The organism is Brumimicrobium aurantiacum (assembly GCF_003402975.1).
Classification (GTDB): domain Bacteria; phylum Bacteroidota; class Bacteroidia; order Flavobacteriales_D; family Crocinitomicaceae; genus Brumimicrobium; species Brumimicrobium aurantiacum.
In genome coordinates this window covers 82,192-107,011 of record NZ_QURB01000005.1, presented here as the reverse complement: position 1 = coordinate 107,011, position 24,820 = coordinate 82,192, and the positions used below count along the sequence as shown (strand labels likewise).

The window sequence follows — 24,820 nt, the reverse complement described above, 5'->3', positions numbered from 1 at the left end:
ATGGAAGGTTTTATCGTTATTTCTGTAGTCGTAATGGCTGCATATGTAGTGAAGTTATTAATTGATATTAATTTATTGACATTTAAGATTTCGAAACAACATTTGGCAAAGGTTGAAAATGAAATGGAGAAAGATTATGAGTTTATAAAAGGCTTATATTAAATATTACCTTTTTTCCTTTTGTATAATATGACCAGCAATAGTAATACTGCTGTTGCTGGAATTGTTGTGTATAAATTAATTTCTTCCATCCATTCAGGAAAGTTATCACTGGCTAACCAGTATACGTTAATCATATTGTTTGCGGCGTGCATAATTATTCCAGGAATTAAACTTCCGGTAACGTAATACATCATGCCAAGGACTAATCCAAAAGTGAATAGAGGTAATATTTGTAGGTAATTAAAGTGCAAAAGCGCAAAGATAAACGCACTTGAGAATAAAGCCTTTTTTAGGGATTGGGTGTTGGTGAACATGTGATGGAAAAGAAAACGTCTAAAGGCCAATTCTTCTGCAATACCAGTGAGTAGACCTATTGTTAAAATCGCAACATAAAATGATGTTGAACCTACTTCACCAACTAATTTTTTTAATTGAAGATCTGATTGTTCTTTTTGTTTTAATAATGATTCAAAATTGAACTGGACGATTTCAATGTTGATTTCACTAAAAAATGGCAATAGAAAAAATGCACATAGGAACAACAAAATAGACCAAACATAAACTGTAGAGTTAGTTTTAAGTGTTATGCTTTTATTCAGTCTTGAAAGAGACCAATAAATTATACCAGGAATAAGAAAAAAGCCAACTTGTAAAGGTAGAAAGTTGAGAATCATATAATGGATAGGATAACTTTCGATTAGCTCATTAACCTTGTTCATTGGTAACTCCGGAAATGCAGTTTGATAAGCTAAGTTTAGGATGATTGAAAGTAGAATAAAAGAAACAACACCGATAATCACGAGCATCAAGGCTTGTGAAAAAGGGTTTAAAAGTTTAAATTTTTCTTTCATTAGGCCAAAACTTCTTTACGTTGACTATCTAATTTCAATAAAATCAGGATCATGATAAGAAATGACATCATAGAAGAGCCTCCATAACTGAAAAAGGGTAGAGGAATACCAATCACCGGAATTATCCCTATGTTCATTCCAATGTTTATTGAAAAGTGATAGAAAATAATCATGGCAACAGCATTTGCGTAGACTCTGGCAAATCGACTTTTTTGCCGCTCTGCAATCACAACAATACGAATCATCAGAATTGTGAATAAAGCGACTAAGGTTGCTGATCCCAAAAAGCCCCATTCTTCAGAATAAACGGAAAAAATGAAATCAGTTTCGCTTTCTGGTACGTGCTGACTTCTTGGACTTGATAAGATAGCATCATGATATCCAACACCTGAAAATCCACCGGATCCTACAGCAGCTAAGGCTCTATTTCTGTTATAGTCCTTTCCATCTTTATCTTGAATTTTACCCAACCACAAATCTATTCTGTCCTTTTGATGAGATTGTAGAACGTTTAAATAGGTATAAGAAACCACTCCGACCAATCCAATCGATACAAAATAGACGATTAAGATTACAGATCTTAATTTACCTTTCGAACGCTGAGAAGAGAAGTTTTGATTCAAGAAAAAGGCTATGGTTAAGATAAGGGTGATCACAGATAAAATTAATATCCAACCTGGGACATCATAACCTGGGAGAAAGGAAAAGGTATGTTTTGAATCTGTAAGATAAAGTGTAACGATACTAAAAGAGATGACGATAAAAAGTACTGGAATAAAGTGAATTCCGACCCATGTTTGTTTAAATCTCATTCCTAAAATTCGATTGGAAAAGAATAAAATAATAGGATCGAAGGTGATTCCTTCTCGATACATGACAAAAAAGAATGCTGTAAAAACAAGGAATGTTCCAGTATCATTCTGAATCAAAATCAATAGCATAGTCATGAAAACAACTCCTAAGGCTAGAAATAAAGACTTTTTGGTAATGATTTTTCCTCTGTCTTGTGAAAATAAGTATGCAAGCATCAAAGCTGTTGTAAACTTTGAAAATTCGGAAGGTTGGACACCAAATGGCCCTACTCCGAGCCAAGACCGTGCTCCGTTTATGGGTTTTGTGAATAAGACTAACACCAAAAGAATAATGACGGTAACAAAGGCAATAGGCGTGAGTTTACGTATATATTCTGCATCAATAAGTGAAATTACAATCCCAAGGAAAAGTCCGACACCAATCCACATGATTTGCTTTCCATACATTGTTTTTAAATCAAATAGAAATGGACGTTCTGGGTTGTATGCAGCCGAATAAATATTAGTGATTCCCATCAAAATTAAAGCAGAAACTATTAAAATAGTTAGCCAATCCCATCCAACAGTTTTGTCTCTTAAATTATTCATTGATGTGTGTAAATCTTTTGTCAAGAATTCTTTGCTCCTTCAACGTGTCAGATATCTCTCCAGTCAAATATTTTTCCATCATCAAACTGGCGATTGGTGCAGCCCACGTCCCTCCAAATCCTGCATTTTCAACAAATACAGCAATCGCAATTTTTGGATTATCATAAGGAGCAAAGGCCATAAAAACTGAATGATCTTCTCCGTGTGGATTTTGAGCTGTTCCCGTTTTTCCAGCAACCGTAATTCCATTAATTCTTGCTCTTCTTGCTGTTCCATAAGGGTCATTTACAGCTGCTCGCATTCCTTCTTTGGCTACACCATAATGTTTTGGGTCGACCATCGTGTGTTTCTTTACTTTGTATTTTTCGGCAGGACCTTGATCGCCTATACTTTTCACCAAATGTGGTTCGTAATAATATCCATCATTGGCAACAATTGCAGCCAAATTAGCCATTTGTAGAGGTGTAAGTTTAACCTCTCCTTGACCAATACTGTTTGAACGAATGGTAGAAAAAGCCCATCTTAATTTTCCATACCAATGGTCATAAAAATCAACGTTAGGAATCACACCACTTCGCAATCCATAGATATCCGTTTCTGGTTTTTGTCCTAAACCAAAACTATGCATGTATTTTTCCCATAATTCTAATCCAACAGCAGCATCTTTAAAATTGCTTTCATATTTTCCTTGTTGAATAAGTTTTTTAACTGCGTAATAGAAATAAGGATTACAAGAAAATTGAATGGCCTTTGATACACTATTTGCAGTTGGATGATTATGGCATCCAACCCAAGATTTGGTACACGGAAATGTTGCGTCTTCTTCAATTACTCCTTCCTCTAAACAAACCAAGGCTTGAATGACCTTAAAAATAGAACCGGGAGGATATTCTGCAGCCAGTGGTCTAGGATAAAATGGCTTCAGTGTATCTTTGTATAACTTCATGTAATTGCTACGTATGTTTCGCGTTCCAACCATTCGATTGGGATCGTAACTTGGAGCACTAACCATAGCCAAAATTTCACCAGTTGAAGGTTCAATTGCAACTGCAGACCCTAATTTGTATTTCATTAATTCTTCTCCATACGCTTGAAGATCGATATCAATTCCTAAATGTAAAGGAGGGCCTTGTTGTGCATTGGTATCTAGTTTTCCATCGGCAAAATTATCAACTAGTTTACCTCGGGCTGAAGCAAGAATAACTTTTGTTCCTTTCTTCCCCCGTAATTCATGTTCATAATATTTCTCAAGTCCTGAACGACCAATAAAATCTCCAACATTGTAAAATTGACGGTCTTTATTCAATTCTTCTCCACTAATTTCATTGAGGTAACCAAAAATATTAGCCCCACTATTGTATGGATAGTCACGCATACTCATAGGTTCTTCATAGAATCCTTTAAAATCAGGTAAATCCATTGCTATTCTTGAAATTTCATCTGCAGATAATTCACTCAGAAATGCGTTTGGCATGTAGGTACGATAGTCATTTACAATGGTGTCATTGCCCGTTGCTTTACTTTTCGTTTTTCTGTCGAGGTTTTTTCGTATTTCTTCAAATCTTAAATGAATGGAGTCAACACTCATTCCAATTAACTTAGAAAAAGCCACCGTATCAAAATCTTCAATGTCGTCCTCAACAAACATTAGATTATAATAGGTTTTATTGGCAACAATTTTTTTACGATTTCTATCATATAGAATTCCACGTGGCGGCTTGATGGTGATTTTTCTTTTAGCAACTTCCCCCGCTCGTTCAATCCATTTGTCATCAACTACTTGCATGTAGAATAGTCGCGCTGTGAAGACGACGCCCACAAATAAAAATAGTAAAATAAAAACCAGTCTTCTTGCTTCTAAATTCATATTGTTTTAGATTTTTTAAAAAATAAAACCTGAATTAAAATAAAGATGATTAAGGTAATTAAACTACTTGAAAGGGTGTTCAGTAGAATATCATTCCAGGACGACCATTTGAAATATTCCAAGCTAAAAAACCAAAGATGATGTACAATAATGGTCAACAATGAAACTTTGATGAACCATGGATATCCCCATTCACGTGCAATAGGTTCTTTTAATACATCGTAGCCATCTCGTGGAGCGAATTGTCTAAATATGGCTGGGCGCAGGTAGGCAATTAGAACGGAAGCACTTGCATGAAGTCCGAAGGTATTCATAAAAAAGTCAATTCCTATTCCGGCAATAAAAGCCAAAATCATAAGCACTACTGGACGAGTGTCAAAAGGCAACATTAAAATAAACAAGGGATATATCATCGGATGGATTCCATAGCCAAAACTGAGTTGACCAAAGATCAATCCTTGCGCAAGTACAAAGATGATGAGACGAATGATATTTTTCAAGATTGAATTCATTGTAATTGTTCAATATCTTTTTCTAAGTTGTTTAATTCCAATTGATGAATGTTTTTAATCACATAAACATACCTCAATTTTCTCATATCTTGATGTAGTTCTACTGTGATATCCCACATCGGTTTTCCTTCAACAGGCTCAACTTTCTTTACTAATCCAATAGGTTCGCCTTGTGGAAAGTATCCTCCACTTCCTCGGGCCATAACTTTTGATCCAATTTCGACTTCAATATCATTCGAAAAACCGGTGAGCATTACATTTCTAGGGTCTTTTGCATCAAACTTTATTAAACCATGGGCATAGGAATCATCAATAGATGCACTGATATTTATGTCTTTGGTTAAAATAGATTTGACTATTGCGAAAGACTTAGATACGTCATAAACGATGCCGACAATTCCATCCGAAGAGACAACCCCCATCTTTTTTTGAATTCCTTTTTCACTACCCGCATCGATTGTAAAATAATTATTGGCATAGTCATGAGAAGAATTGATAACTGTAGCTGGAATATGCTCGAAACTCAATTTGTTTAAAGTATCATTTATTTTTGCTGTACTGGAATCAATTGAAATGAAATTATCTTGAATGCGCTTTTCTAAAAGAGCGTTTTCTGCCTGTAGTTTGCGGTTTGCTTCGTCTAAATACAAATACTTAACAACATCTCTTTCCCAAGATAATAATGTTGCTACTATCGCTGAAGATGAATTAAAGAATTTAGTTCTTGGAAAACTCATTACTGAAAAGTAAGAGCTTAGTGCAACAACTTGGAAGAAAAGGAAGACAAGGAAAACCCTAAATCTTCTGAAAAATGCTATGAACTTTAGCATGAATTATTTTGACTTTTTTAATCTCTTATCAAGAATTGGAAACGGTTTATATTTTTCAATGCTATACTTGTACCTCTTGCCACAGCTCTTAATGGATCTTCAGCAATATGAACTGGCAATTTTGTCTTTAATGACATTCTTTTGTCAAGTCCACGCAACATCGAACCACCACCAGCTAAATAGATACCCGTTTTATAGATATCAGCAGAAAGCTCTGGAGGAGTCATTTCAAGTGCACTTAAGATGGCCTCTTCAATTTTAGAAATTGATTTATCTAAAGCATGAGCAATTTCAACATAACTTACGACAATTTCCTTTGGAATACCTGTCATTAAATCTCGACCACGTACAGCAAAATCTTCAGGAGGAGTATCTAACTCAGGTAAAGCAGATCCAACTTCGATTTTAATTTGCTCTGCAGTACGTTCTCCAACCAAAATGTTGTGCTGACGACGCATGTATTCTTCAATGTCTTTGGTAAAGTCATTTCCAGCAACACGAATTGATTTATCACTAACGATACCTCCTAAAGCAATAACTGCAATTTCAGATGTACCACCTCCGATATCAATGATCATATTACCCATTGGCTCTTCAACATCAATTCCAATCCCTATTGCGGCAGCCATAGGTTCGTGAATTAAATAGACCTCTTTAGCACCGGCATGTTCAGCAGAATCACGAACAGCTCTTTTCTCAACTTCTGTAATTCCTGAAGGGATACAAATTACCATTCTCAATGAAGCATTGAACAAACTCTTACGTTTTTTGATCATTTTAATCATTCCACGAATCATTTGTTCAGCACATTGGAAGTCAGCAATCACACCATCTTGAAGTGGACGAATTGTCTCAATCAATTTATGGGTTTTACCATGCATTTGTTGTGCTTTCTTACCGATTGCAACGATTTTACCGTTCTGTATGTCTCTTGCAACAATAGAAGGCTCGTCTACAACCACCTTATCATCCATGATAATCAATGTGTTTGCAGTTCCTAAATCTATTGCAATATCTTGTGTTAAAAAGCCAAATAATCCCATATCGTTTATGCCGCGCTAAAAGTGTCTTTAAGTATAGTAAATGTTTTCCCAAAATTAGCGAAAATTACCTACTATTTTCAATTATTTTTTGTTAATGTTTAAAGTGACGATTTCCTGTAAAGACCATTGCCATTTCGTGCTCATCACAATAGTTAATAGAAAGTTCATCTTTAATCGATCCTCCTGGTTGAATCACTGTATTGATTCCTTCTTTGTTTGCAATTTCTACACAGTCAGGGAAAGGGAAAAATGCATCAGATGCCATTACAGCACCATTTAAATCGAAGTTGAATGATTTAGCTTTGTGAATCGCTTGATTTAATGCGTCAACTCGAGAAGTTTGTCCAGTACCACTTGCCAATAATTGACCATCTTTAGCGATTACAATTGTGTTTGATTTTGTGTGTTTAACCAATTTATTTGCAAAAGCTAAATCTAATTTTTGGGCCTCAGTTGGTGCAACTTTCGTTACCGTTTCGAAGTTTTCAATTTGGTCTGTAATTAAATCTCTGTCTTGTTCTAAAACACCGTTCAAGATCGTTCTGAACTGCTTTTTTGGAAATTCAAAAGCCTTTTGAACCAAAATAACTCTGTTCTTTTTTGATTTTAAGATTTCAATTGCTTCTTCATCATAAGCTGGAGCAATAACCACTTCACAGAATAATTTGTTGATCAATTCAGCAGTTGCTGTATCAATTTTTGAATTGGCAATTAAAATTCCTCCAAATGCAGAAACAGGGTCACCAGCTAAAGCATCTTCATAAGCTTGTTGAATAGTTGGTCTTGTAGCTAAACCGCAAGCGTTGTTGTGTTTTAATATCGCAAATGTTGGATCGTCATTTTTGAAATCCTCCATTAAATTTACAGCTGCATCAACATCTAAAAGATTGTTGTAAGATAATTCTTTACCATGTAGTTTGTCAAAAACACTATCTAATCCGCCGTAGAAAATTCCTTTTTGGTGTGGGTTTTCACCATATCTCAATACTTGTGCATCAGTAATACTTTGTTTGAAAACAGCGTCATTGTCTTCATTGAAGTAATTGAAAATGTGTGTATCGTAATGAGAACTTACGTTGAATGCATCTTTAGCAAATGATTTTCTTTGCTCAATTGTCAATTCTCCTTTTTGCTCTGTTAAAATTGAAAGGAAATCTGAATATTGAGTTCTTGTAGAAATCAAAGTAACATCATTGTAGTTTTTCGCTGCTGCACGGATTAAAGAAATTCCACCGATGTCTATTTTTTCGATGATTTCTTCGTGTGTTCCTCCTGCTGCTACCGTTTCTTCAAAAGGGTAAAGGTCTACAATTACCAAGTCGAATGATGGTATTTCAAATTCGGCAAGTTGTGCTTGATCACTTTCGTTGTTCGAACGATTTAAAATTCCTCCAAAAACTTTTGGGTGTAATGTTTTTACACGACCTCCTAAAATGGAAGGGTAAGATGTTAAATCTTCTACGCGTTCAACCTCAATTCCTAAATCTTCAATGAAAGTTTGTGTTCCTCCAGTACTATAGATCTTAACATCTTGATTGTTAAGTTCTTTTACGATTGGTTCTAATCCGTTTTTATTAAAAACAGAGATGATTGCACTTTTAATTTTTGTATTACTCATAACCCATTTGATATTAAGCGTACAAAAATAAATAGTTTAACCGAAATAGGTCTCTTTTTAGTAGCAATTTGATGGAAGAATTTAACTATTTACCATGTGATGTGCTAATTGTGGAAATTTATGATATAATTCTGTGCCTAAATCTTCAGAAATATCTAATGTTGCTATGGCTTCCTTCATGCATGCAAGCCAGCAAACCATTGCCTTTTGATCGATTTTGTGAGGCATGTGTCTCATGCGCATTCTTGGTGGGCCATACTTTTCGATATATAGTTGGGGACCTCCTAAAAATTGAGTTAAAAACCGAAATTGCTTATCCTTTATTTCAGTAATATCATTATTAAACAAAGGAATTAAAACAGGATCTTGATAAACACGTTCGTAGAAAGCATCTACAAGGGCTTTTATTTTAGATTCTCCTAATTTTTCATAGAGGGTATTTTCAAAGTTATGTTGCATGATTTCAAATTTAATTATTTTTGTCTTAAACTACAATTTTAATATCCCGATGATATCCCAATTGTCTTCTTATAATTTTAAGTAAAGTATTAATGACTTTTAGATTTGTAATTTATTTTCTGTTTATCTCCGCATTTTTGATGGGGCAGGATGAGAGGTTAGAAAACCATGAAGAGCTTGGATTGTATAATATAGGAGATTGTATAGGTGCGATTCAAATAGAGACGAATGTTTCTTCAAATGTTCAATTTCAGGGGCATGGAGGAGATGTTGACGAATTCTCTAAGCATCAACAAATCATTTCTGAGGAAAAAAATAGTTTGTGGTTTGCATGTCGATCAGATATTCCTGGAAATTTATCCATTACACTAGAAGGTGTTGATTTCCCATTTCAATATTCAGCCTATTTGTTGACAGAAAATTATGACTGTCAATCTATTGTAGATGGAACACTTAAACCTATTTATCAAGGGAGAAATAATGGAGAATCTTTGCTTAATTTTTTAATGGATTCTGTACAGTTGGACAGTGATCATGAACTTGTTTTGTGTGTAAATTCAGAGCAAAAGGAAAAATCTTCCTTTCAAGTTATTACTTCATTTTCGCAAGAAATCTCTGCTGAAGAAATTGAGTCTATGAAAAAGAAATACGATTTTAGAGAAAATCGTACTGAGGAAGCTTTTTATGTTGAAATCCGTGATGCTGAAACGAAACTGCCTGTTGTAGCGAAAGTTATACTTACTGAAACCAAAAGCAATAATGCATTGTATATGGTTTCTGATTTTGTTTTTCCATATAAGGAGCAATTAAAAATGAATTTAAAAATTGATCTCGAAGGGTATTATTTCAAAGATGAAGAAATTAGTTTGAGACAATTGGATACCAATACTGTAGTGATTTATTTACTTCCTATTCACTCTAATCAATCTATAGAGTTGGAAGGTCTTGAATTTGTTTCTCAATCTGATGTCTTATTGCCAGTTGCTTATTCGAAATTAAGAAGATTAAAAGATTTTATGGTCTTGAATCCGAAAGTAGAAATTGAAATTCAAGGACATGTTCATTTACTTGGTAAAAACACTTTTCGGGCCAAAATACTGTCTAGAAAACGTGCTCAAAAAGTGCGTTCATACCTTGTAGATAGTGGAGTTGATAAGTCGCGTATGACGATCAAAGGATTCGGGAATTCGCAAATGCTATACCCAAAAGCTGAATCCATTCCTCAAGTTCAGGCCAATAGAAGGGTTGAAATCAGAATTACGAATAAAAATTAAGCTTATTTTTCTCGGCTGGTTGTGTATTCTACCAACATAATTAAAGATTTTTTACTTGGAGAATCAGGGATTGGTTCCAGTAATTTTAATGCTTCATCTTTAATCCTCATCATGTAGTCATAGGCGTAATCAATACCTCCATTTTCGATAACCAATTGCATTGCACGTCTTACTTTTTTTGGATTTTCATTGTGTCTTTTCACAATATTGATGAGCTCCTTTTTGGTTTTTGAATCTACCTTGTTTAAAGTGTAAATAAGTGGAAGCGTCATTTTTTGTTCGCGGATATCGTTTCCAGTTGGTTTACCTATTTTTCCGGGTGTTCCATAGTCGAAAATATCATCCTTAATTTGAAAAGCCAGTCCAACTTTTTCCCCAAAAAGTCGCATTCTTTCTGCTTCGTCCTCGCGTTCAACTGAAACCGCACCAGCTTCACAACATGTTGCTATTAATGAAGCTGTTTTTTGTCTGATTACTTCGAAATAGGTCGCTTCATCAATGTCTAAACGACGGGCTTTTTCTATTTGTAATAATTCTCCTTCACTCATTTCTCGAACGGCGCGTGCAACAATTTCTAAGGAGCGGTATTTTTTATTTTCAATGCTCATTAAAAGCACTTTTGATAAGAGGAAATCACCAACAAGTACAGCAATTTTATTTTTCCATAAGGCATTTATTGAGAAAAATCCTCGTCTCTCATTGGCGTCATCTACCACGTCGTCATGTACCAAGGTTGCGGTGTGTAACAACTCAATTAAAGAAGCAGAATTGAAGGTGTCGTCATTGACTGTGCCCAACATTTTTGCAGAAAGAAAGACAAACATCGGTCGCATTTGCTTACCTTTTCTTTTAATGATATAATGGGTGATTTTATCTAAAAGTGGAACTTTAGAATTCATACTTTCCTTAAAGTGCTCCTCAAACTTTTCTAGTTCTGGTGCAATAGGACTTTTAATATCGCTCACTTTTATCATTGTATGCAAATATATAAATAATGAGTGGTAAAACATTTATTCATTGGAAGAGAACGAATAAAAGACGATGATAGTGAAAAGGAGTGGTTGATAAAGAGCTGTAATACAGTGTCTGTGTAAGAATATCAGGCTGTCGTGTTTTTAAATAAAAATGATGATTACTCTATCGATTTTAAAAATTCTACGATGTTTACTTCTGGCGGCAAATTAAGTTTTTTACGAATTCTATAACGAGACATACGGATTGCTTTGTAACTTACATTCCGCATGGTTGCTATTTCTTTATTGGATAATCCCAATCTAATTAATCCACAAATATTTTTGTCAAGTTCAGTTAGCTCTGGATATTTCTCTTTCAAAACGTCAAAGAATTGGTAATTGACTTCCTCTACATTCTGTTGGAATTTGTTTAACTGATCATCAATAATTAGATTGTTGTTGGCGTAACGTATTAAGCTTTTAAGTTCGGCGCTAGTTGGAGTATCCTTTGGTTGTTTCTCGATTATTTCATTCAATTTTGATTTTAATTCTGTAAGAATTTCTTGCTTTCTCGAAATATCAATTGCAAAATCTGTAATGTCTTTGTTTTTATAGTTCAATTCAATTTTTGCTTTTTCCTTTTCCAGTTTTTCAACTTCAAATTTGTTTTCTGCCAGTTCTTTTTTTGTACGCATTAAATCAATGCGTTTTCGACTATAAAATATAATGACCACAGATAAAATTATAAATGAAATAGAACCCAAAACAATCCGATAGAAAAAATCTTCATTTTTTTGTTTTAATCTTTTGTTTTCTATGTCTTTAAATTTGATTTCTTGCCTTTGAATATTCAATTGTGCAGTCAATATATTTTCAAGCAAGGTTTTCTCAATTTTGTAACGGTTTTCTTTTCGAATTTCTTGGTTTTTTGTTCTTAGCGCGTCATACTTTTCAAAGTAGTGTAGTGCCATTTTATTGTTTTGATTCTGAAGGTTCATTTTAAAAAGCCAATCATATAGATTGGTAGTGTTATTTCTGTGTCCATTTTTGATGTATGAACTGTCAATGTTTTCTAAACAATAACTTAAAACTTCAATAGCTTTGGTATATTTCTTTTTTGATTTATAATGTAAAGCGAGTCTACTCGCCGCATTTATTGCAATATTAAATTCCCTTTGTTTGAGGTTGAAGTTCAAATCTTCATATAAATATGTCAATCCCCTTTTTTCTTCACTTTTTTGATTGAGAAGTACTCCGCCAAGGTTTCCTTTAAGTAGAACCAGTTGTGTCCTAAGTTTTGTAGTTAAATTTCTGTTTTCTAATAACTCAATCCCTTTATTGTAATAGGTTATTGCTTTTTCGTAATCTTTGATATTCTCGTAAAATACACCAATATTGTTGTAAGTGTGAACTGTGAAGAATACTTTTTCTTTCAACTTACTAAGTTCTATTGCTTTTAGGTAATGTTTTTCAGCAAGTTCATATTGCTCACTTTTAATATAATTTTTTGCAATTAAACTATGGTTGAAAACAGCCATTAGTGGGTGATTGTTATCGGCTAAATAGTTTAATCCTTCGAATAGAAGTTCATTGGCTTTGTCATATTGACCGATATAGCTATAAATTGCTGCGAAATCACGTTGTATGTTAACACATTTCACGGCGCCAGATTGACATAGAGAGTCAATAGCGTATTGGAACCACTTTATTCGAGTGATGTATTCATTTTTGTTTTTAAAATATCTTCCCGCAAGAAGCACTCCTTCGATTAATAAAGAGTCTTGATCTTGTTCAATGGCTTGGTTCGCAAATTGTTCGAAGTCTTTCTTGAAAACTTCAAGATCTTCTTGTTTGAGGCTTTCCTTGAATTTATTATAGCTGTCTGATAGTTGCTCTTTGTTTTGAGCAAAGCTTTCTGTTGAGGTCATAAAGAAGCCCAACAGAAAAATGATATTTAAAAGGCCTCTTTTCATTTTTCTGTTGGGCTAAAATAATGGATTTTTAATCCTTGAGAAATTAATTCTTAATAAACTTCTTTACTGTTGTTGTGTTTTTTGAATTAAAGTGTATAAAATACACTGCATTATCCCAATTATTGATAGAAATTGTTGGATTTGAAATCAAGTCTTGGACTGATCCATTTTTAATTTCCTTGCCTTGAACATTGTAAATGGTATATGTTCCGTCCTCAATACCTTTCATCTCAATTTTGATTTGATTGTTTGATGGAATTGGGGAAATGTTAATTGAAGGAGTGTATTTTGTTTGGTTTGCAGTTGAAAGATCCTCAGTTACACTAAATTCATAAATATAACTTGTTCCAAAGTCACCCTCCATAGGTTTGATGATTCCACCATTTAAGTCTGTGAATCTCATGTAACCCGTTCCTTCATTGTTTGCCCAAAAATCGATTCCATTTTCTCCTGAATCTTCAATGATATAACGGTAACATCCAATTGTTAAACCAAGTGTATCTGTATATGTAGTGTTGTTTGATAAACTTGTTCTTTCCATAATGATGTTTCCATCTGCATCTTCAATTCTATAGTTGTTTTGACTTGCAGCACTGTTTGTTTTGACTTCTAGAACGAATTCTGGTTCAACAATATCTGTTACATCAAATGTTGACGTGTAGGCGTTGTTATGCGCATATTCGTCGCTTGCGCCATTCACAGATACGATTTCTGCTGTAAATCTATTTGAAGAATTTTGATTGGCTGCACTCCAAAAAGATACCGTTGCTGGTAAAACAACTTCTTCTTCGTCTAAGAAGTCAATTGATCCTGTCCAATCGAATGATTCTGGCGTTCCACCATTAATAGAATATTCAATCGTCATTGAAGTGATCGTATTACTTCCCGAGTTTTGAATTGTAACCACTGGCTGACTGCAAGTTGGATTTGTTCTCAGGTGTGAAATTGCATCATTTGGCTCTTTTACCATTTGGATTCTAGCATCTGTAGCAAAGTTTTTTGCACCATAAGCAATGATTTGGTGATTTACAATGTAGTTAGACGTTCCTGAAGTTGAGGTAATCCCATAATCCACCTCGATTTGATCATTTGTGATAAAGTTTGTAACATCTAGTTCTTCGACTTGAGTTGGCATTCCTGGACACCATCCTGCTCTGTCATAAATCCATGTCCCTCCCTGAGGGTAAATTGGATTGTTAGCACATTTCATCCAAACTTGCCATTCTTTATATTCTTGTCCGTTATTGATGTCTAGATAATGTTGACGAGGAATAAACTCACCTTCTTGACCGTGACCGGTGATGGCTGATTTGATTTTGGCTTCAACCGTATTGGAAGGAAGTTCAACTGTTCTTGGTTCGTAATATTGATCACTATTTATAACAGCATAGCTTCTTTTGTCTACATTCCAAATTTGACGAAGGTCTAACACTTCACGGGTAGGAGTTCCGTGCACAAACAAAAATTTAATGTCTATGTCTTCTTGCCATTGTCCTCCTCTTGTCATTTTAAGACCTCGATTGTTCTTTAAGACAGGGTAGAAGTCTGTTACATCAAAATACCACGCTACACCATCATCACCTAGGTCTAAGTTGATTCCATAAGGCGTAACCAATGATAAAATCTCTAATTGACTTGGTGAACGCAAGTAGTAATCTACAATTGTATTATTGATTGTAAATAAGTTTTGTGCAAGTGTATTTCCAGTTACATTTCCATTGATGTCATAAACAGTATTTGAATCTGGATAATAGGTGAAGTAGGTGGTTATAATGTCAGAGGAGTAAGTCCCATTTGCTGGATCTATAATATTGTGTGCAACTGTATAATGATCTTTTAAAATTGAATCGTATTCTTGGGTATTGTTGATTGATAATACATAGTCGGCTTGATGTAATGTAATATCTGGAATTACGGTGTTGCTTTTAAAATCAAACATATGGTTACTAGATGAGATATTTCCAAATGCAGCTCCATTTATGAATTGACCATCGTTGTTGTTTCCTGATTGGTCTTCAACAATTCCTGTTGATGAGTCAAAAACATAGTTTAATTGAAGGTTTGTGTAGTTTGGGTGTGAGCTGTTGACGCGTGTATTCATGTTTTCCTGGATTGTTGTTTGTGGTAAATCAACATCCCAAATTCTTACATCATCAATACTTCCATTGAAAAACTTGCTATTGTGACCTTTAGAAATATGAACTGGAGCACTCAAATTTGTGTTCACAATAACATTGTTCATATCGATATTGTTGATTAATGTTCCATCAACATACATCTTAGTTCCTGTCAGACTAATCCCTTCTGTAGTTATCGCTAAATGATGCCATTCACCATCGTTAATTAAGAAATTACCTCTTACAGAACCATTTTGAACTTCAAGTCTTGGCCTACCGTCTGTATCTACTTTTACAGTAAATCTTTCTCCTTCAGCATTTGTACCCCAGTAAAGAATTGTTCCATTTGTACCTGTTGTTTTAATCCATGCTTCAACAGTTCTGTTTGTTGATCCTCCAACACCTAGATAACTGTCGGCTTGAATATAGTTTCCTGGGAAAAGTGTTGCATATTGGTTTTCCTCATTGTTTAATGCTTGTGTTGCACTAACGTCTGTTCCATCTAAAGATACTGCTGTTGTACCATTGTTAGAAGAAGAGATTACTTCAATCAATAAATTTCCTCCAGTCCAGTTAAATGCTTGGTAAAATGGGATTTTATTTTGTCCATTGCTTAAAGCCCAATCACCGTGAAATACTTCCGTACCTCCAGTTAAGTCTGTAAGTCCAACATTATCTAAATCCGTGAAAGCAACTTCTTTCATTTTGAATACTAAGTGATTCAAATTGTTTGTACTTCCATTGCTATACAAAGATAATGCATCAATATCTCCAACTGTTAATCCTGCAGTTGTTAATTGTGAAGCTGTCAGTAAAACAAACGATCTACCTCCTCTTTCTGTATGAGATAATGCAGAAGAAGTTTGTCCTGCAGATGTAGTTACATCAGCATTTGTTTCGTTTGTTGTTGATGTAATTTGAACATCATAATGGTTGTTTTCATACAAATTGTAACTTCCTGTTGTGCTGTATGTATTGTTCGAAGAGGCTTGAGGGTAAACGATAAATTCGTCAATTTTCGCCTTGATTGAATCAATACGTGTTGAATCAGTGATGTAAGTATTACATGAATAATCCCATTCTCCACATCCAATATTCGTTTGTCCTGGTACACCTGGAGATACTAATCCGTCTTTACAACGCATTGTGTATTTCATCCAAATTCTTTCTACTTCGTTTGAGTTAAAATCGGGAAATACAATTTGAGTGTCTCGAACAGTACTGTTAAAATTGAAACCTTGTACAATTGTTGTATCGCCAGGGTTTTGGCCGAAAGAGAATTGTGACGTCACCAATAGAGATAACGCTAAAATTCTTTTAACGATTCTTTTTTTCATAGAGTTTTATAATTTGATGCTAATTTAATGATAATTATACATAATTAATTGTGGAGGTGGCGACTACATATAGCCTACAGATGGTGGTTTTTAGCTTGTTACGGCTTGTTTTTTAAGGCCTTTGGTGGTTTTTCGAATGGTTTTGAAGGATGAGGTTGTAACGTTTTTGTCCGGTTTCATGTCTATTTAAATTCGAGAAAATCAAGATTATTTTTCGAAATTATATGATTATTTTTGAGCAATGAAACATCCAATTATTTCGGTTTTTGAGAATGAAAGAAATGCTGAAATTGCAAAACAGCAATCGGCCTATATGAAGAATAGGTTTGAATATTTTGGACTAAAAACACCTTTTCGTAGAGATTTACAGAAACCCTTTTTGCTTAAAGAGAATTTGCCAACCAAAGCGGAAGCTTTTGATTTTGTTCAACAGCTTTGGAATGAACCTCAACGCGAATTGCATTATTTTGCTCAAGAATTGTTGGCCAAATACATGAAGAAATTAGCAAAAGAAGATTTGAAATTGATTGAATGGTTGATTGTTCGAAATTCGTGGTGGGATACAATTGATTTCATAGCAACAAAATCCTTGGCTTATTATTTTAAACAATATCCAGAAGAAATAAATCCGGCTGTTGATCGATGGTTGAAATCTGAAAATATTTGGTTACAAAGAAGTGCTTTGCTTTTTCAATTGAAATATAAAAAGGATACAGATCTTGAATTGTTGGAAGAAATTATCCTGAAATTAAACCACTCAAAAGAATTCTTTATCAAAAAAGCCATTGGTTGGGTACTGCGAGAAAACAGTCGAATGAATGAAAAGTGGGTGATTGATTTTGTAGCCAAACATGAACTACAACCACTTTCTAAAAAGGAAGCCTTGCGATTGATTACTAGCTAATTGTGAGTTTTAATTATTCAAACTCAATAATCAACTCACCTTTTTCTACAACTGTTTCTTTGTCTTTGACGATTGATTTAACGATTCCTTCTCCTTCAGCTTTAATCACATTTTCCATTTTCATGGCTTCTAATGTTAATAGCGGAGAGCCTAAAGTTACTTCATCACCAACTTCAATTGAAAAATTAAGGATTCTTCCCGGCATTGGAGATTTCAACTGATGTAGTTTTTTGACTTTCTTTTTGTCTAATCCCATTTCACGAATCAATTCGTCAATTGGACGTTCTTTTTTAACCTCAAATGTGCGTTGATTTACCTTGATGGTCATCTTCTGATCTTCCGTTGCCGCTTCAACGATTTCTCCATGAAACTTTTTCCCCATAAAGTGAATAGTAAAATAAGTGTCATCAATCCATTCTACTGAACTGAATCCTTTTTCTCCTTTTACTTCATTTCCGTCAACGATAAATTTTGCTTCTGCCATTTTGAGGTTTTTTTAATCAATCACCACAAATATAATTTTTCTAGTGGAATTAATTACGCAAATGCATACAACAATTCTATTCAGCATCTTTTTAATCATGACTTTCAGTGATTCATGATTTGATTGTCCTAATAAAAAAGTTAATTTTGTTAATCCACCAACCACTTCTATCCAAAAATTTTATTCGATTTATGAAAAAGACATATACTTTAATTTTATCTACCGCTTTGTTCCTTTCTTGTGGGACAAGTAAAAATACTACCACAACAACTAAAGCAGAAAGCACGAAACCGGAGGTTAGTGAAACTGCACCAGTTGAAAAGGAAGAAATCGTCATTGAGCGTGATCATTACAATCCTTCCGCTACAATCTTAACCAATTTAATACATACTAAATTAGAAGTAGATTTTAATTGGGGAAAATCACAATTGAATGGAACTGCAACAATTACTTGTTCGCCTCATTTTTATGCTACGGATAGCCTTATTTTAGATGCTAAAGCAATGGATATTCATAGTGTTGAAATGGATGGAGAAGCGCTTGATTATAAATACAATGATGCTAAATTTTTAAGGATAAAATTAGATAAAACATATTCCAGAGAGGAAGAATATACCGTAGTTATTAATTATACAGCAAAACCTGAAGAGAAAGAACAAGGTGGCTCTAGCGCAATTACGAGTGACAAAGGTTTGTATTTCATCAATCCTCTAGGGGAGAATGAAAGACAAATGCCACATATTTGGACACAAGGTGAAACGGAGGCAAGTTCTGTTTGGTTTCCTACAATTGACCGACCAAATCAAAACACTACACAAGAGATTTTCATTACTGTTGAAGATAAATACAAAACACTTTCTAATGGAATGTTTATTTCTTCTACTCAAAATGACGATGGAACAAGAACCGATTATTGGAAGCAGGAGTTACCACATGTTCCATATTTATTTATGATGGCTGTAGGAGAATTTGCTGTAATAGAAGATGTTTATGTAAAACCAGATGGAACAGAAATTCCATTGCATTATTATGTTGAACCAGAATGGGAGGAACATGCCCAAGCGATTTTTGGGGAAACTCCTGAAATGATTGCCTATTTTTCTGAACTTTTGGGTGTAGAGTATAAATGGGATAAGTATCATCAAGTTGTTGTGAGAGAATATGTTTCTGGCGCAATGGAAAATACAGGAGCTGTAGTTTTTGGTGATTTCGTATATAAATCAAAGCGTGAATTGATCGACCACAATGACCATTCAATTATAGCCCATGAATTATTTCACCATTGGTTTGGAAACCTTGTAACATGTGAAAGTTGGGCGAATTTACCATTGAATGAAGCCTTTGCTAACTACTCTCAGTATTTGTGGGACGAACATTATTCTGGTAGAGATCATGCAGATTATGTTGCAGAATCTGAAGCCGACGGTTATTACCAAACAGCAGAACAAATGGGACACCATGATATGATTTGGTTTGATTATGAAGAGAAAGAGGATATGTTTGATGCTCACTCTTACAATAAAGGAGGAAGAATTTTACACATGTTGCGTTATTATTTAGGAGACGAAGCGTTTTTCGCCGGATTGAATAAATACCTTACTGATAATGCTTTTCAAGCTGTGGAAATTCACCATTTACGATTGGCCTTCGAAGAAGTTTCAGGAGAAGATTTAAACTGGTTTTTTGAACAATGGTTCTTGTCTTCTCATCATCCAATTATTGATATTTCTCAAGAAGTGAAGGAAGGCGAAGTTGTGGTGAAAATTGAACAAAAACAAGATTTAGATAAAGCACCGCTATATAAGTTGCCAATGAAAATTGGAGTTTATGCCAACGGAGAAAAAACAACCCATGAAGTTATTGTAGATAAAAACATCAATAGATTTACTTTCGAATTCAATGGTGAATTGGAAAATATTGTTGTGGACGAAGACAGAACGATATTAGGTGACTTTAATCATGATAAACCAAAAGAATGGTACATTCACCAATATTACAATGCACCACGTTATAAAGATAGAGAACAAGCTTTGGTCAAGGGAGTACGTTTGAGAACAGAAGCTGGTCAACAATTGATCTTGGATGGATTAGAAGATGATTTTTGGTATATCCGTGAATTAGCAATTTCTAAATTGAATAGATTAAAAGTAGAACAACATGACTTGGCCTTTGAAAAGTTAAAATCAATGTCAACTTCTGATGAAAAATCTCAAGTACGTGCCGCTGCACTTTTAGCATTGTCTCAAGACTTTTTTAAAGATAAATACGCCAACGAAACACGTTCTGTATTGACCAATGCAATTGAAGTTGATAGTTCATACTTAGTGATTTCAAAAGGGTTGAAAGGCTTGACAAATGGAACGGATAGTGACATTCAAACTGCTTTGAAATATGCCGAAAATTTAGAAAATGAAAAGTCTTCTCCGTTAAAATCACAACTGATTAGCATTTATAAAAACCATGGAGATACATCTAACCTAGCGTTTATGGCCAATACCATTTTAAACAGAGAAATCTCAGGGTATGATTTAATCGGTGGTGTATTCAACTTCGCTAATCATTATAAAGTTCAAGATTTTAAAACACGAATGGAATATTTTGATGTTTTTGAAACGCTTTCGAAAGATGAAGGAGCATACATTAGTGCTGTTTTTCCAATGGTTTATAGAAGTCTTTCTAATCAAGTGAATTATAACATAAACGAGTTGGAAAAGGAGCAAGCTAAATTGGAAGAAGCTGGGAAATCAGGTGAAGCGACACTGCTTCAGAAGTCAATAAATCAAGAAAAGGAATACAAAGAAAAGTTGGATGAGATTATGAACTAAGACCCTTTGTGTAATTTCATCTTTCATCCAACATCTTTTTAGTACTTTTGCGGCATGATAAATCTTGAGAATTTAAGTTTTCATTTACCACAAGGGTATTTGTTTAAAGAGGTTAGTTTGCAAATCAATGCCGGTGATAAAATCGGATTGGTAGGGAAAAATGGTGCAGGAAAATCAACTTTGTTGCGCTTGCTTTCTGGAAGAGAACAACCTACTGATGGTCGAATTCACAAAGTGAAGGACGCAACGATTGGTTACTTAACTCAAGATATTGTCATTGATACCAATCAATGTGTTTTTGATTACCTCGATTTTTCGAATGATGATTTGAATAGAATCAGAACACAAATCGACGACATTAATCATCAATTGACAACACGAACGGATTACGAAAGTGATTCTTACTTACAATTGTTGGATGATTTGAATTTTGCCAATGAACAATTCAATCTTTTTGAAGGTTATCAATGGGAAGAGAAAATCACGTCAACATTAAAAGGGCTTGGATTTCAAGAAAGTGTTTTTACAAAGTCGCTCAATCAATTTTCTGGAGGTTGGAAAATGCGTGCTGAATTGGCGCGTATCTTAATTAATAATCCTTCTGTTTTACTTTTGGATGAGCCTACAAATCACTTGGATATTATTTCAATTGGTTGGTTGGAAGATTATTTGAAGCGATTCGATGGAGCATTAATTACGATTTCTCACGATAGGTACTTTTTGGACAATGTGACCAAGCAAACTTTGGAAATCACAAAAGGTAAAATATTGAACTTCCCTTATCCTTATTCTATTTATAAAGAAAGAAGAGCGGAAGAAATTGAAGTCTTAATCAATGCACAAAAACAGCAAGAAAAAGAGATCAAAAGGACAGAAGAACTGATTGATAAGTTCCGTGCCAAAGCAAGTAAAGCTTCTTTTGCGCAATCTTTGATGAAAAAACTCGATAAAACAGAGTTGATTGAAGTAGAAACAGATGAAATCGCCAATATGAAGATTTCGTTCCCATTAAGTGTTCAGCCTGGAAAAGCGGTGTTGGACATGGATAATTTGGGGAAATCTTACGGGGACTTGAATCTTTTCAAAAACATTAATTTGACTGTTGGACGAGGTGAAAAAATCGCATTACTTGGTCCAAATGGTGTGGGTAAATCTACTTTATTAAAGAGAATTACCAAAGCTGAAGATGGAGAAGGAACAGTGACTTATGGCCACAATGTTGAGGTGACCTATTTTGCCCAAGATCAAGCAGAAAAACTAGATCCAAAAAGAACAGTTTTTGAAACTGTAGATTTAGTAGCTAAAGGTGAAATTAGAAAACAACTAAGATCTATACTTGGTGCGTTTTTGTTCAGTGGAGAAGATGTAGATAAACAAGTGGGTGTATTGTCAGGAGGAGAAAGAACGCGTTTAGCTCTTTGTCAATTGTTGTTGAGTCCATCCAATGTTTTAATTCTCGATGAGCCAACCAATCACCTTGATATTCAAAGTAAGGCAGTTTTAAAACAAGCCTTACAGCAATACGGCGGAACATTTATCATTGTTTCTCACGACCGTGAATTTTTGGAAGGATTAACCAACAGAATATGGGATATTGAAAACAAAAGTTTGAAAATTCACCATTATACTGTACAGGAATACTTAGCAAAAAAATCTGAGGCCTTCGAACAAGCACAACAATTGGGGAAAAGTGCGAAAGAAAAAGCCAACCCAAAAGTGGAAGAGAAAAAAGAGGAGAAGTCAAAATCTACACTTTCTTACGCCGAAGAAAAAGAACAGAAAAGAGAACAAAAGCGATTGAAAAACGCCATTCGAAAAGCAGAAAAACGCATTGAAGAATTGGAGAATGAAATCGAAGAAATGGATAAAGTTGTTGCTAATCTAGATTATTCCGATGAAGAAAAATCTGCGGCAATTCTAAAAGATTATGACGCCTTAAAAACCGAGTTGGATGAGGTCATGGAATCTTGGGATAATGACACAAATTCGCTCGAAAATTTGTAAAAATTGACGTTTTTTCACAAAAACGGTGTTTTTTTCTGTTTTTTCTATAAAAGATTTTATTTTACCCTTATCGTCATTGGACAATAAAATTAAAATAACTTTTATGAAGAACTATTTACTGTTTTTATTCTGTTTACTTGGAATTAACTTAAATACTCAAGCGCAAAAATCATTAGATAGCAGAAATCAAGAATTACAAGTTGAAATCAAACTAGAAAATCCAACGCGAGAAATCGACAATGGTATTGCAACAGCGAAAGTTAAAGGTGGAGTAAAACCTTATCAATACAAATGGTCTAATCAATTAACAAGCCTAGATTCATCTCGTTCTCTCGATTTAATTGAAGGTTTGGAGTATCAATTAACTGTTACAGACGCTAATGGAAATAAGGTTGAAGAGTCTTTTACAATTAAAGCCAGTTCAATAACCGAAAAGTTCAATAGTAATGTTCAGCCTGCTGTAGAAGTTTTAGGAAATATATTGTTTTGGGATCCTTTTGCAGCCATTGGAATTTATGATCCAGTAGCTTATTCTGAGGAAAAGCAAATCTCTATTCCCGATTGGGATGCCGAAACAAAAGAAGTTTACACTTTAAAGGATTGGACAGTTGCCGAAAATGAAAAAGTGAAGGAAGGCGATCAAATTGCGGTGATAGAAACCAATCAAGGTCGTGAAATAAAAGTTTATTCTCCAACTAATGGAACTTTATCGCATCTCGTTGAAGAAGGAAAGGAAATCTATAATCCTAATGACAAAGAAGATGTGATAGAGCAAGGAGCTCATTTTTTAGCAGGAGTTGAATATGATGAACCTATTCCATTAAAACATCCTAACGGAGATGTGATCACCAATGCGATACCTTTTATTGTGATTTGGCTGATTCTTGGAAGTATCTTCTTTACATTTAAATTAGGATTCATCAATATTCGAGGTTTTAAACACTCCATTGATCTTGCCCGAGGAAAATATGACGATCCAGACGCTCCAGGAACAATTACTCATTTTCAAGCTATGTCAACAGCGGTTTCAGCAACTGTTGGTTTAGGAAATATTGCCGGTGTAGCCGTGGCGATTTCTTTAGGTGGAGCAGGAGCAACGTTTTGGATGTTTATCGCAGGATTTTTTGCCATGTCACTTAAGTTTGTTGAATGTACATTAGGTGTAAAATACCGTCACATCAATAAAGAAGGACGAATTTTTGGTGGACCAATGCATTATTTAAGGTATGGTTTAGAAAAGAAAAATTTAAAATGGTTGGGTAGAGTTCTTGCAACATTGTTTGCGATACTTGGTGTTGGAGCTTCCTTCGGAGGTGGAAATATGCTACAATCAAATCAAGCTTTTTCAATTGTATCCGAACAAATTCCATTCTTGAAAGAATATGGTTTCTTATTCGGTGTTGGTTTTGCTCTTTTGGTTGGTGCTGTAATCTTGGGAGGAATCAACAGTATTGCAAAAGTGACCAGTAAAGTGGTGCCTTTTATGGCCATTATTTATGTGGTGGGTTGTTTGATTGTGATAGGTACCAATATCGAAAATGTTGGAAACGCATTCGCTGCAATTTTCAACGGTGCTTTATCAGCTGATGCTTTAAAAGGTGGATTTATTGGAGTTTTGATCATTGGATTGCAACGTGCAGCGTTTTCAAGTGAAGCTGGAGTAGGTTCTGCAGCAATTGCCCACAGTGCATCCAAAACAAATAACCCTATCGCCGATGGTTTTACTTCTTTGGTTGAACCTTTTATTGATACGATGGTGGTGTGTACAATGACAGCCTTAGTATTGATTTTTACAGGAATGCATGAAGTAGATAGTATTGGAGGAGTTGAATTAACTTCTGATGCATTTGGAAGTGTCGTTTCGTGGTTCCCTGTAATATTAGCTTTCGCAGTCTTCCTTTTTGCATTTTCTACGATGGTTTCTTGGTCCTACTATGGAATGCGTTCTTGGACTTTCTTATTTGGAAAAAGCAAACAATCTGAAGTAATTTACAAAGTGCTCTTCTTGATTTTTGTGGTTGTCGGTGCTTCCGTGAGTTTAGGTGCAGTACTGAGTTTTTCAGACATGATGATTTTAGCAATGTCCTTCCCAAATATCATAGGATTGTACTTTCTATCTTCAGAAGTTCGTGGCGATTTGAAAAGCTATGTTTCTAAACTTAAAAATGGAGAACTATTTATTAATCCGAAGTTTAAGGATAAGTAAC

Annotated in this window: 18 protein-coding genes; 6 read left to right on the top strand and 12 right to left on the bottom strand. The window is 34.6% G+C overall.

Annotation, left to right across the window (positions count from 1 at the left end; translation table 11 throughout):
• Positions 1 to 162 (top strand): hypothetical protein, encoded by a 162-nt coding sequence (locus DXU93_RS15045; protein ID WP_165851374.1) that lies wholly within the window; start codon positions 1 to 3, stop codon positions 160 to 162.
• On the opposite strand, the gene DXU93_RS09155 is transcribed toward DXU93_RS15045, so the two are convergent.
• The 8 genes from DXU93_RS09155 to DXU93_RS09120 all read right to left on the bottom strand — a co-directional run bounded on the left by DXU93_RS09155 (position 159) and on the right by DXU93_RS09120 (position 8,742).
• Positions 159 to 1,013 carry a CPBP family intramembrane glutamic endopeptidase gene (locus tag DXU93_RS09155; RefSeq protein WP_116880984.1) on the bottom strand — a complete coding sequence of 285 codons (855 nt, stop codon included), beginning with the start codon at positions 1,011 to 1,013 and terminating at the stop codon, positions 159 to 161. The two genes, DXU93_RS15045 and DXU93_RS09155, sit on opposite strands and share 4 nt — an antisense overlap.
• Positions 1,013 to 2,413, bottom strand: coding sequence for a rod shape-determining protein RodA (rodA, locus tag DXU93_RS09150; protein ID WP_116880983.1), 1,401 nt, complete (start codon positions 2,411 to 2,413; stop codon positions 1,013 to 1,015). The genes DXU93_RS09155 and rodA overlap by 1 nt, the downstream gene beginning before the upstream one ends.
• Entirely contained in the window at positions 2,406 to 4,280 is a 1,875-nt protein-coding gene (mrdA, locus tag DXU93_RS09145; RefSeq protein ID WP_116880982.1) for a penicillin-binding protein 2, read from the bottom strand. The genes rodA and mrdA overlap by 8 nt, the downstream gene beginning before the upstream one ends.
• Positions 4,277 to 4,792, bottom strand: a complete 516-nt coding sequence (locus DXU93_RS09140; protein WP_116880981.1) for a rod shape-determining protein MreD — start codon at positions 4,790 to 4,792, stop codon at positions 4,277 to 4,279. Before DXU93_RS09140 ends, mrdA begins: the two co-directional genes overlap by 4 nt.
• Positions 4,789 to 5,622 carry a rod shape-determining protein MreC gene (gene mreC, locus DXU93_RS09135; protein ID WP_116880980.1) on the bottom strand — a complete coding sequence of 278 codons (834 nt, stop codon included), beginning with the start codon at positions 5,620 to 5,622 and terminating at the stop codon, positions 4,789 to 4,791. Before mreC ends, DXU93_RS09140 begins: the two co-directional genes overlap by 4 nt.
• Before the next feature lie 17 nt (positions 5,623 to 5,639).
• A complete protein-coding gene (locus DXU93_RS09130; protein ID WP_116880979.1) occupies positions 5,640 to 6,665 on the bottom strand; it encodes a rod shape-determining protein in 1,026 nt (341 codons plus the stop codon).
• A gap of 91 nt (positions 6,666 to 6,756) precedes the next feature.
• The gene (purH, locus tag DXU93_RS09125) at positions 6,757 to 8,283 is read right to left on the bottom strand and encodes a bifunctional phosphoribosylaminoimidazolecarboxamide formyltransferase/IMP cyclohydrolase (protein ID WP_116880978.1); all 1,527 of its coding nucleotides are present in this window, start codon (positions 8,281 to 8,283) and stop codon (positions 6,757 to 6,759) included.
• Between the two features lie 81 nt (positions 8,284 to 8,364).
• Positions 8,365 to 8,742 carry a globin domain-containing protein gene (locus tag DXU93_RS09120; RefSeq protein WP_116880977.1) on the bottom strand — a complete coding sequence of 126 codons (378 nt, stop codon included), beginning with the start codon at positions 8,740 to 8,742 and terminating at the stop codon, positions 8,365 to 8,367.
• A 92-nt stretch (positions 8,743 to 8,834) separates the two neighbouring features.
• On the opposite strand from DXU93_RS09120, the gene DXU93_RS09115 reads away from it, so the two are divergent.
• Positions 8,835 to 10,016, top strand: coding sequence for an OmpA family protein (locus DXU93_RS09115; RefSeq protein WP_116880976.1), 1,182 nt, complete (start codon positions 8,835 to 8,837; stop codon positions 10,014 to 10,016).
• Positions 10,017 to 10,018: 2 nt separating this feature from the next.
• Here DXU93_RS09115 and DXU93_RS09110 read toward each other — a convergent pair whose 3' ends face one another.
• The 3 genes from DXU93_RS09110 to DXU93_RS09100 all read right to left on the bottom strand — a co-directional run bounded on the left by DXU93_RS09110 (position 10,019) and on the right by DXU93_RS09100 (position 16,396).
• Positions 10,019 to 10,990 (bottom strand): polyprenyl synthetase family protein, encoded by a 972-nt coding sequence (locus DXU93_RS09110; protein ID WP_116880975.1) that lies wholly within the window; start codon positions 10,988 to 10,990, stop codon positions 10,019 to 10,021.
• A gap of 158 nt (positions 10,991 to 11,148) precedes the next feature.
• Positions 11,149 to 12,942, bottom strand: coding sequence for a tetratricopeptide repeat protein (locus DXU93_RS09105; protein ID WP_116880974.1), 1,794 nt, complete (start codon positions 12,940 to 12,942; stop codon positions 11,149 to 11,151).
• Positions 12,943 to 12,985: 43 nt separating this feature from the next.
• A complete protein-coding gene (locus DXU93_RS09100; protein WP_116880973.1) occupies positions 12,986 to 16,396 on the bottom strand; it encodes a LamG-like jellyroll fold domain-containing protein in 3,411 nt (1,136 codons plus the stop codon).
• A gap of 241 nt (positions 16,397 to 16,637) precedes the next feature.
• Between DXU93_RS09100 and DXU93_RS09095 the strand changes: the two genes are divergently transcribed.
• Positions 16,638 to 17,300 carry a DNA alkylation repair protein gene (locus DXU93_RS09095; RefSeq protein WP_116880972.1) on the top strand — a complete coding sequence of 221 codons (663 nt, stop codon included), beginning with the start codon at positions 16,638 to 16,640 and terminating at the stop codon, positions 17,298 to 17,300.
• 13 nt (positions 17,301 to 17,313) lie between these two features.
• Here the strand turns inward: DXU93_RS09095 and DXU93_RS09090 are convergent, their stop codons facing one another.
• Entirely contained in the window at positions 17,314 to 17,784 is a 471-nt protein-coding gene (locus DXU93_RS09090) for an acetyl-CoA carboxylase biotin carboxyl carrier protein subunit (RefSeq protein ID WP_116880971.1), read from the bottom strand.
• A 191-nt stretch (positions 17,785 to 17,975) separates the two neighbouring features.
• Here DXU93_RS09090 and DXU93_RS09085 point away from each other — a divergent pair, with 191 nt between their 5' ends.
• The 3 genes from DXU93_RS09085 to DXU93_RS09075 all read left to right on the top strand — a co-directional run bounded on the left by DXU93_RS09085 (position 17,976) and on the right by DXU93_RS09075 (position 24,819).
• Complete coding sequence (locus DXU93_RS09085) at positions 17,976 to 20,609, top strand: M1 family metallopeptidase (protein ID WP_116880970.1); 2,634 nt, start codon at positions 17,976 to 17,978, stop codon at positions 20,607 to 20,609.
• A 54-nt stretch (positions 20,610 to 20,663) separates the two neighbouring features.
• On the top strand, positions 20,664 to 22,613 hold the full coding sequence (locus DXU93_RS09080) for an ABC-F family ATP-binding cassette domain-containing protein (protein WP_116880969.1): 1,950 nt from the start codon (positions 20,664 to 20,666) through the stop codon (positions 22,611 to 22,613).
• Positions 22,614 to 22,716: 103 nt separating this feature from the next.
• Positions 22,717 to 24,819, top strand: a complete 2,103-nt coding sequence (locus DXU93_RS09075) for an amino acid carrier protein (RefSeq protein WP_116881120.1) — start codon at positions 22,717 to 22,719, stop codon at positions 24,817 to 24,819.
• Position 24,820: the final 1 nt, after the last annotated feature.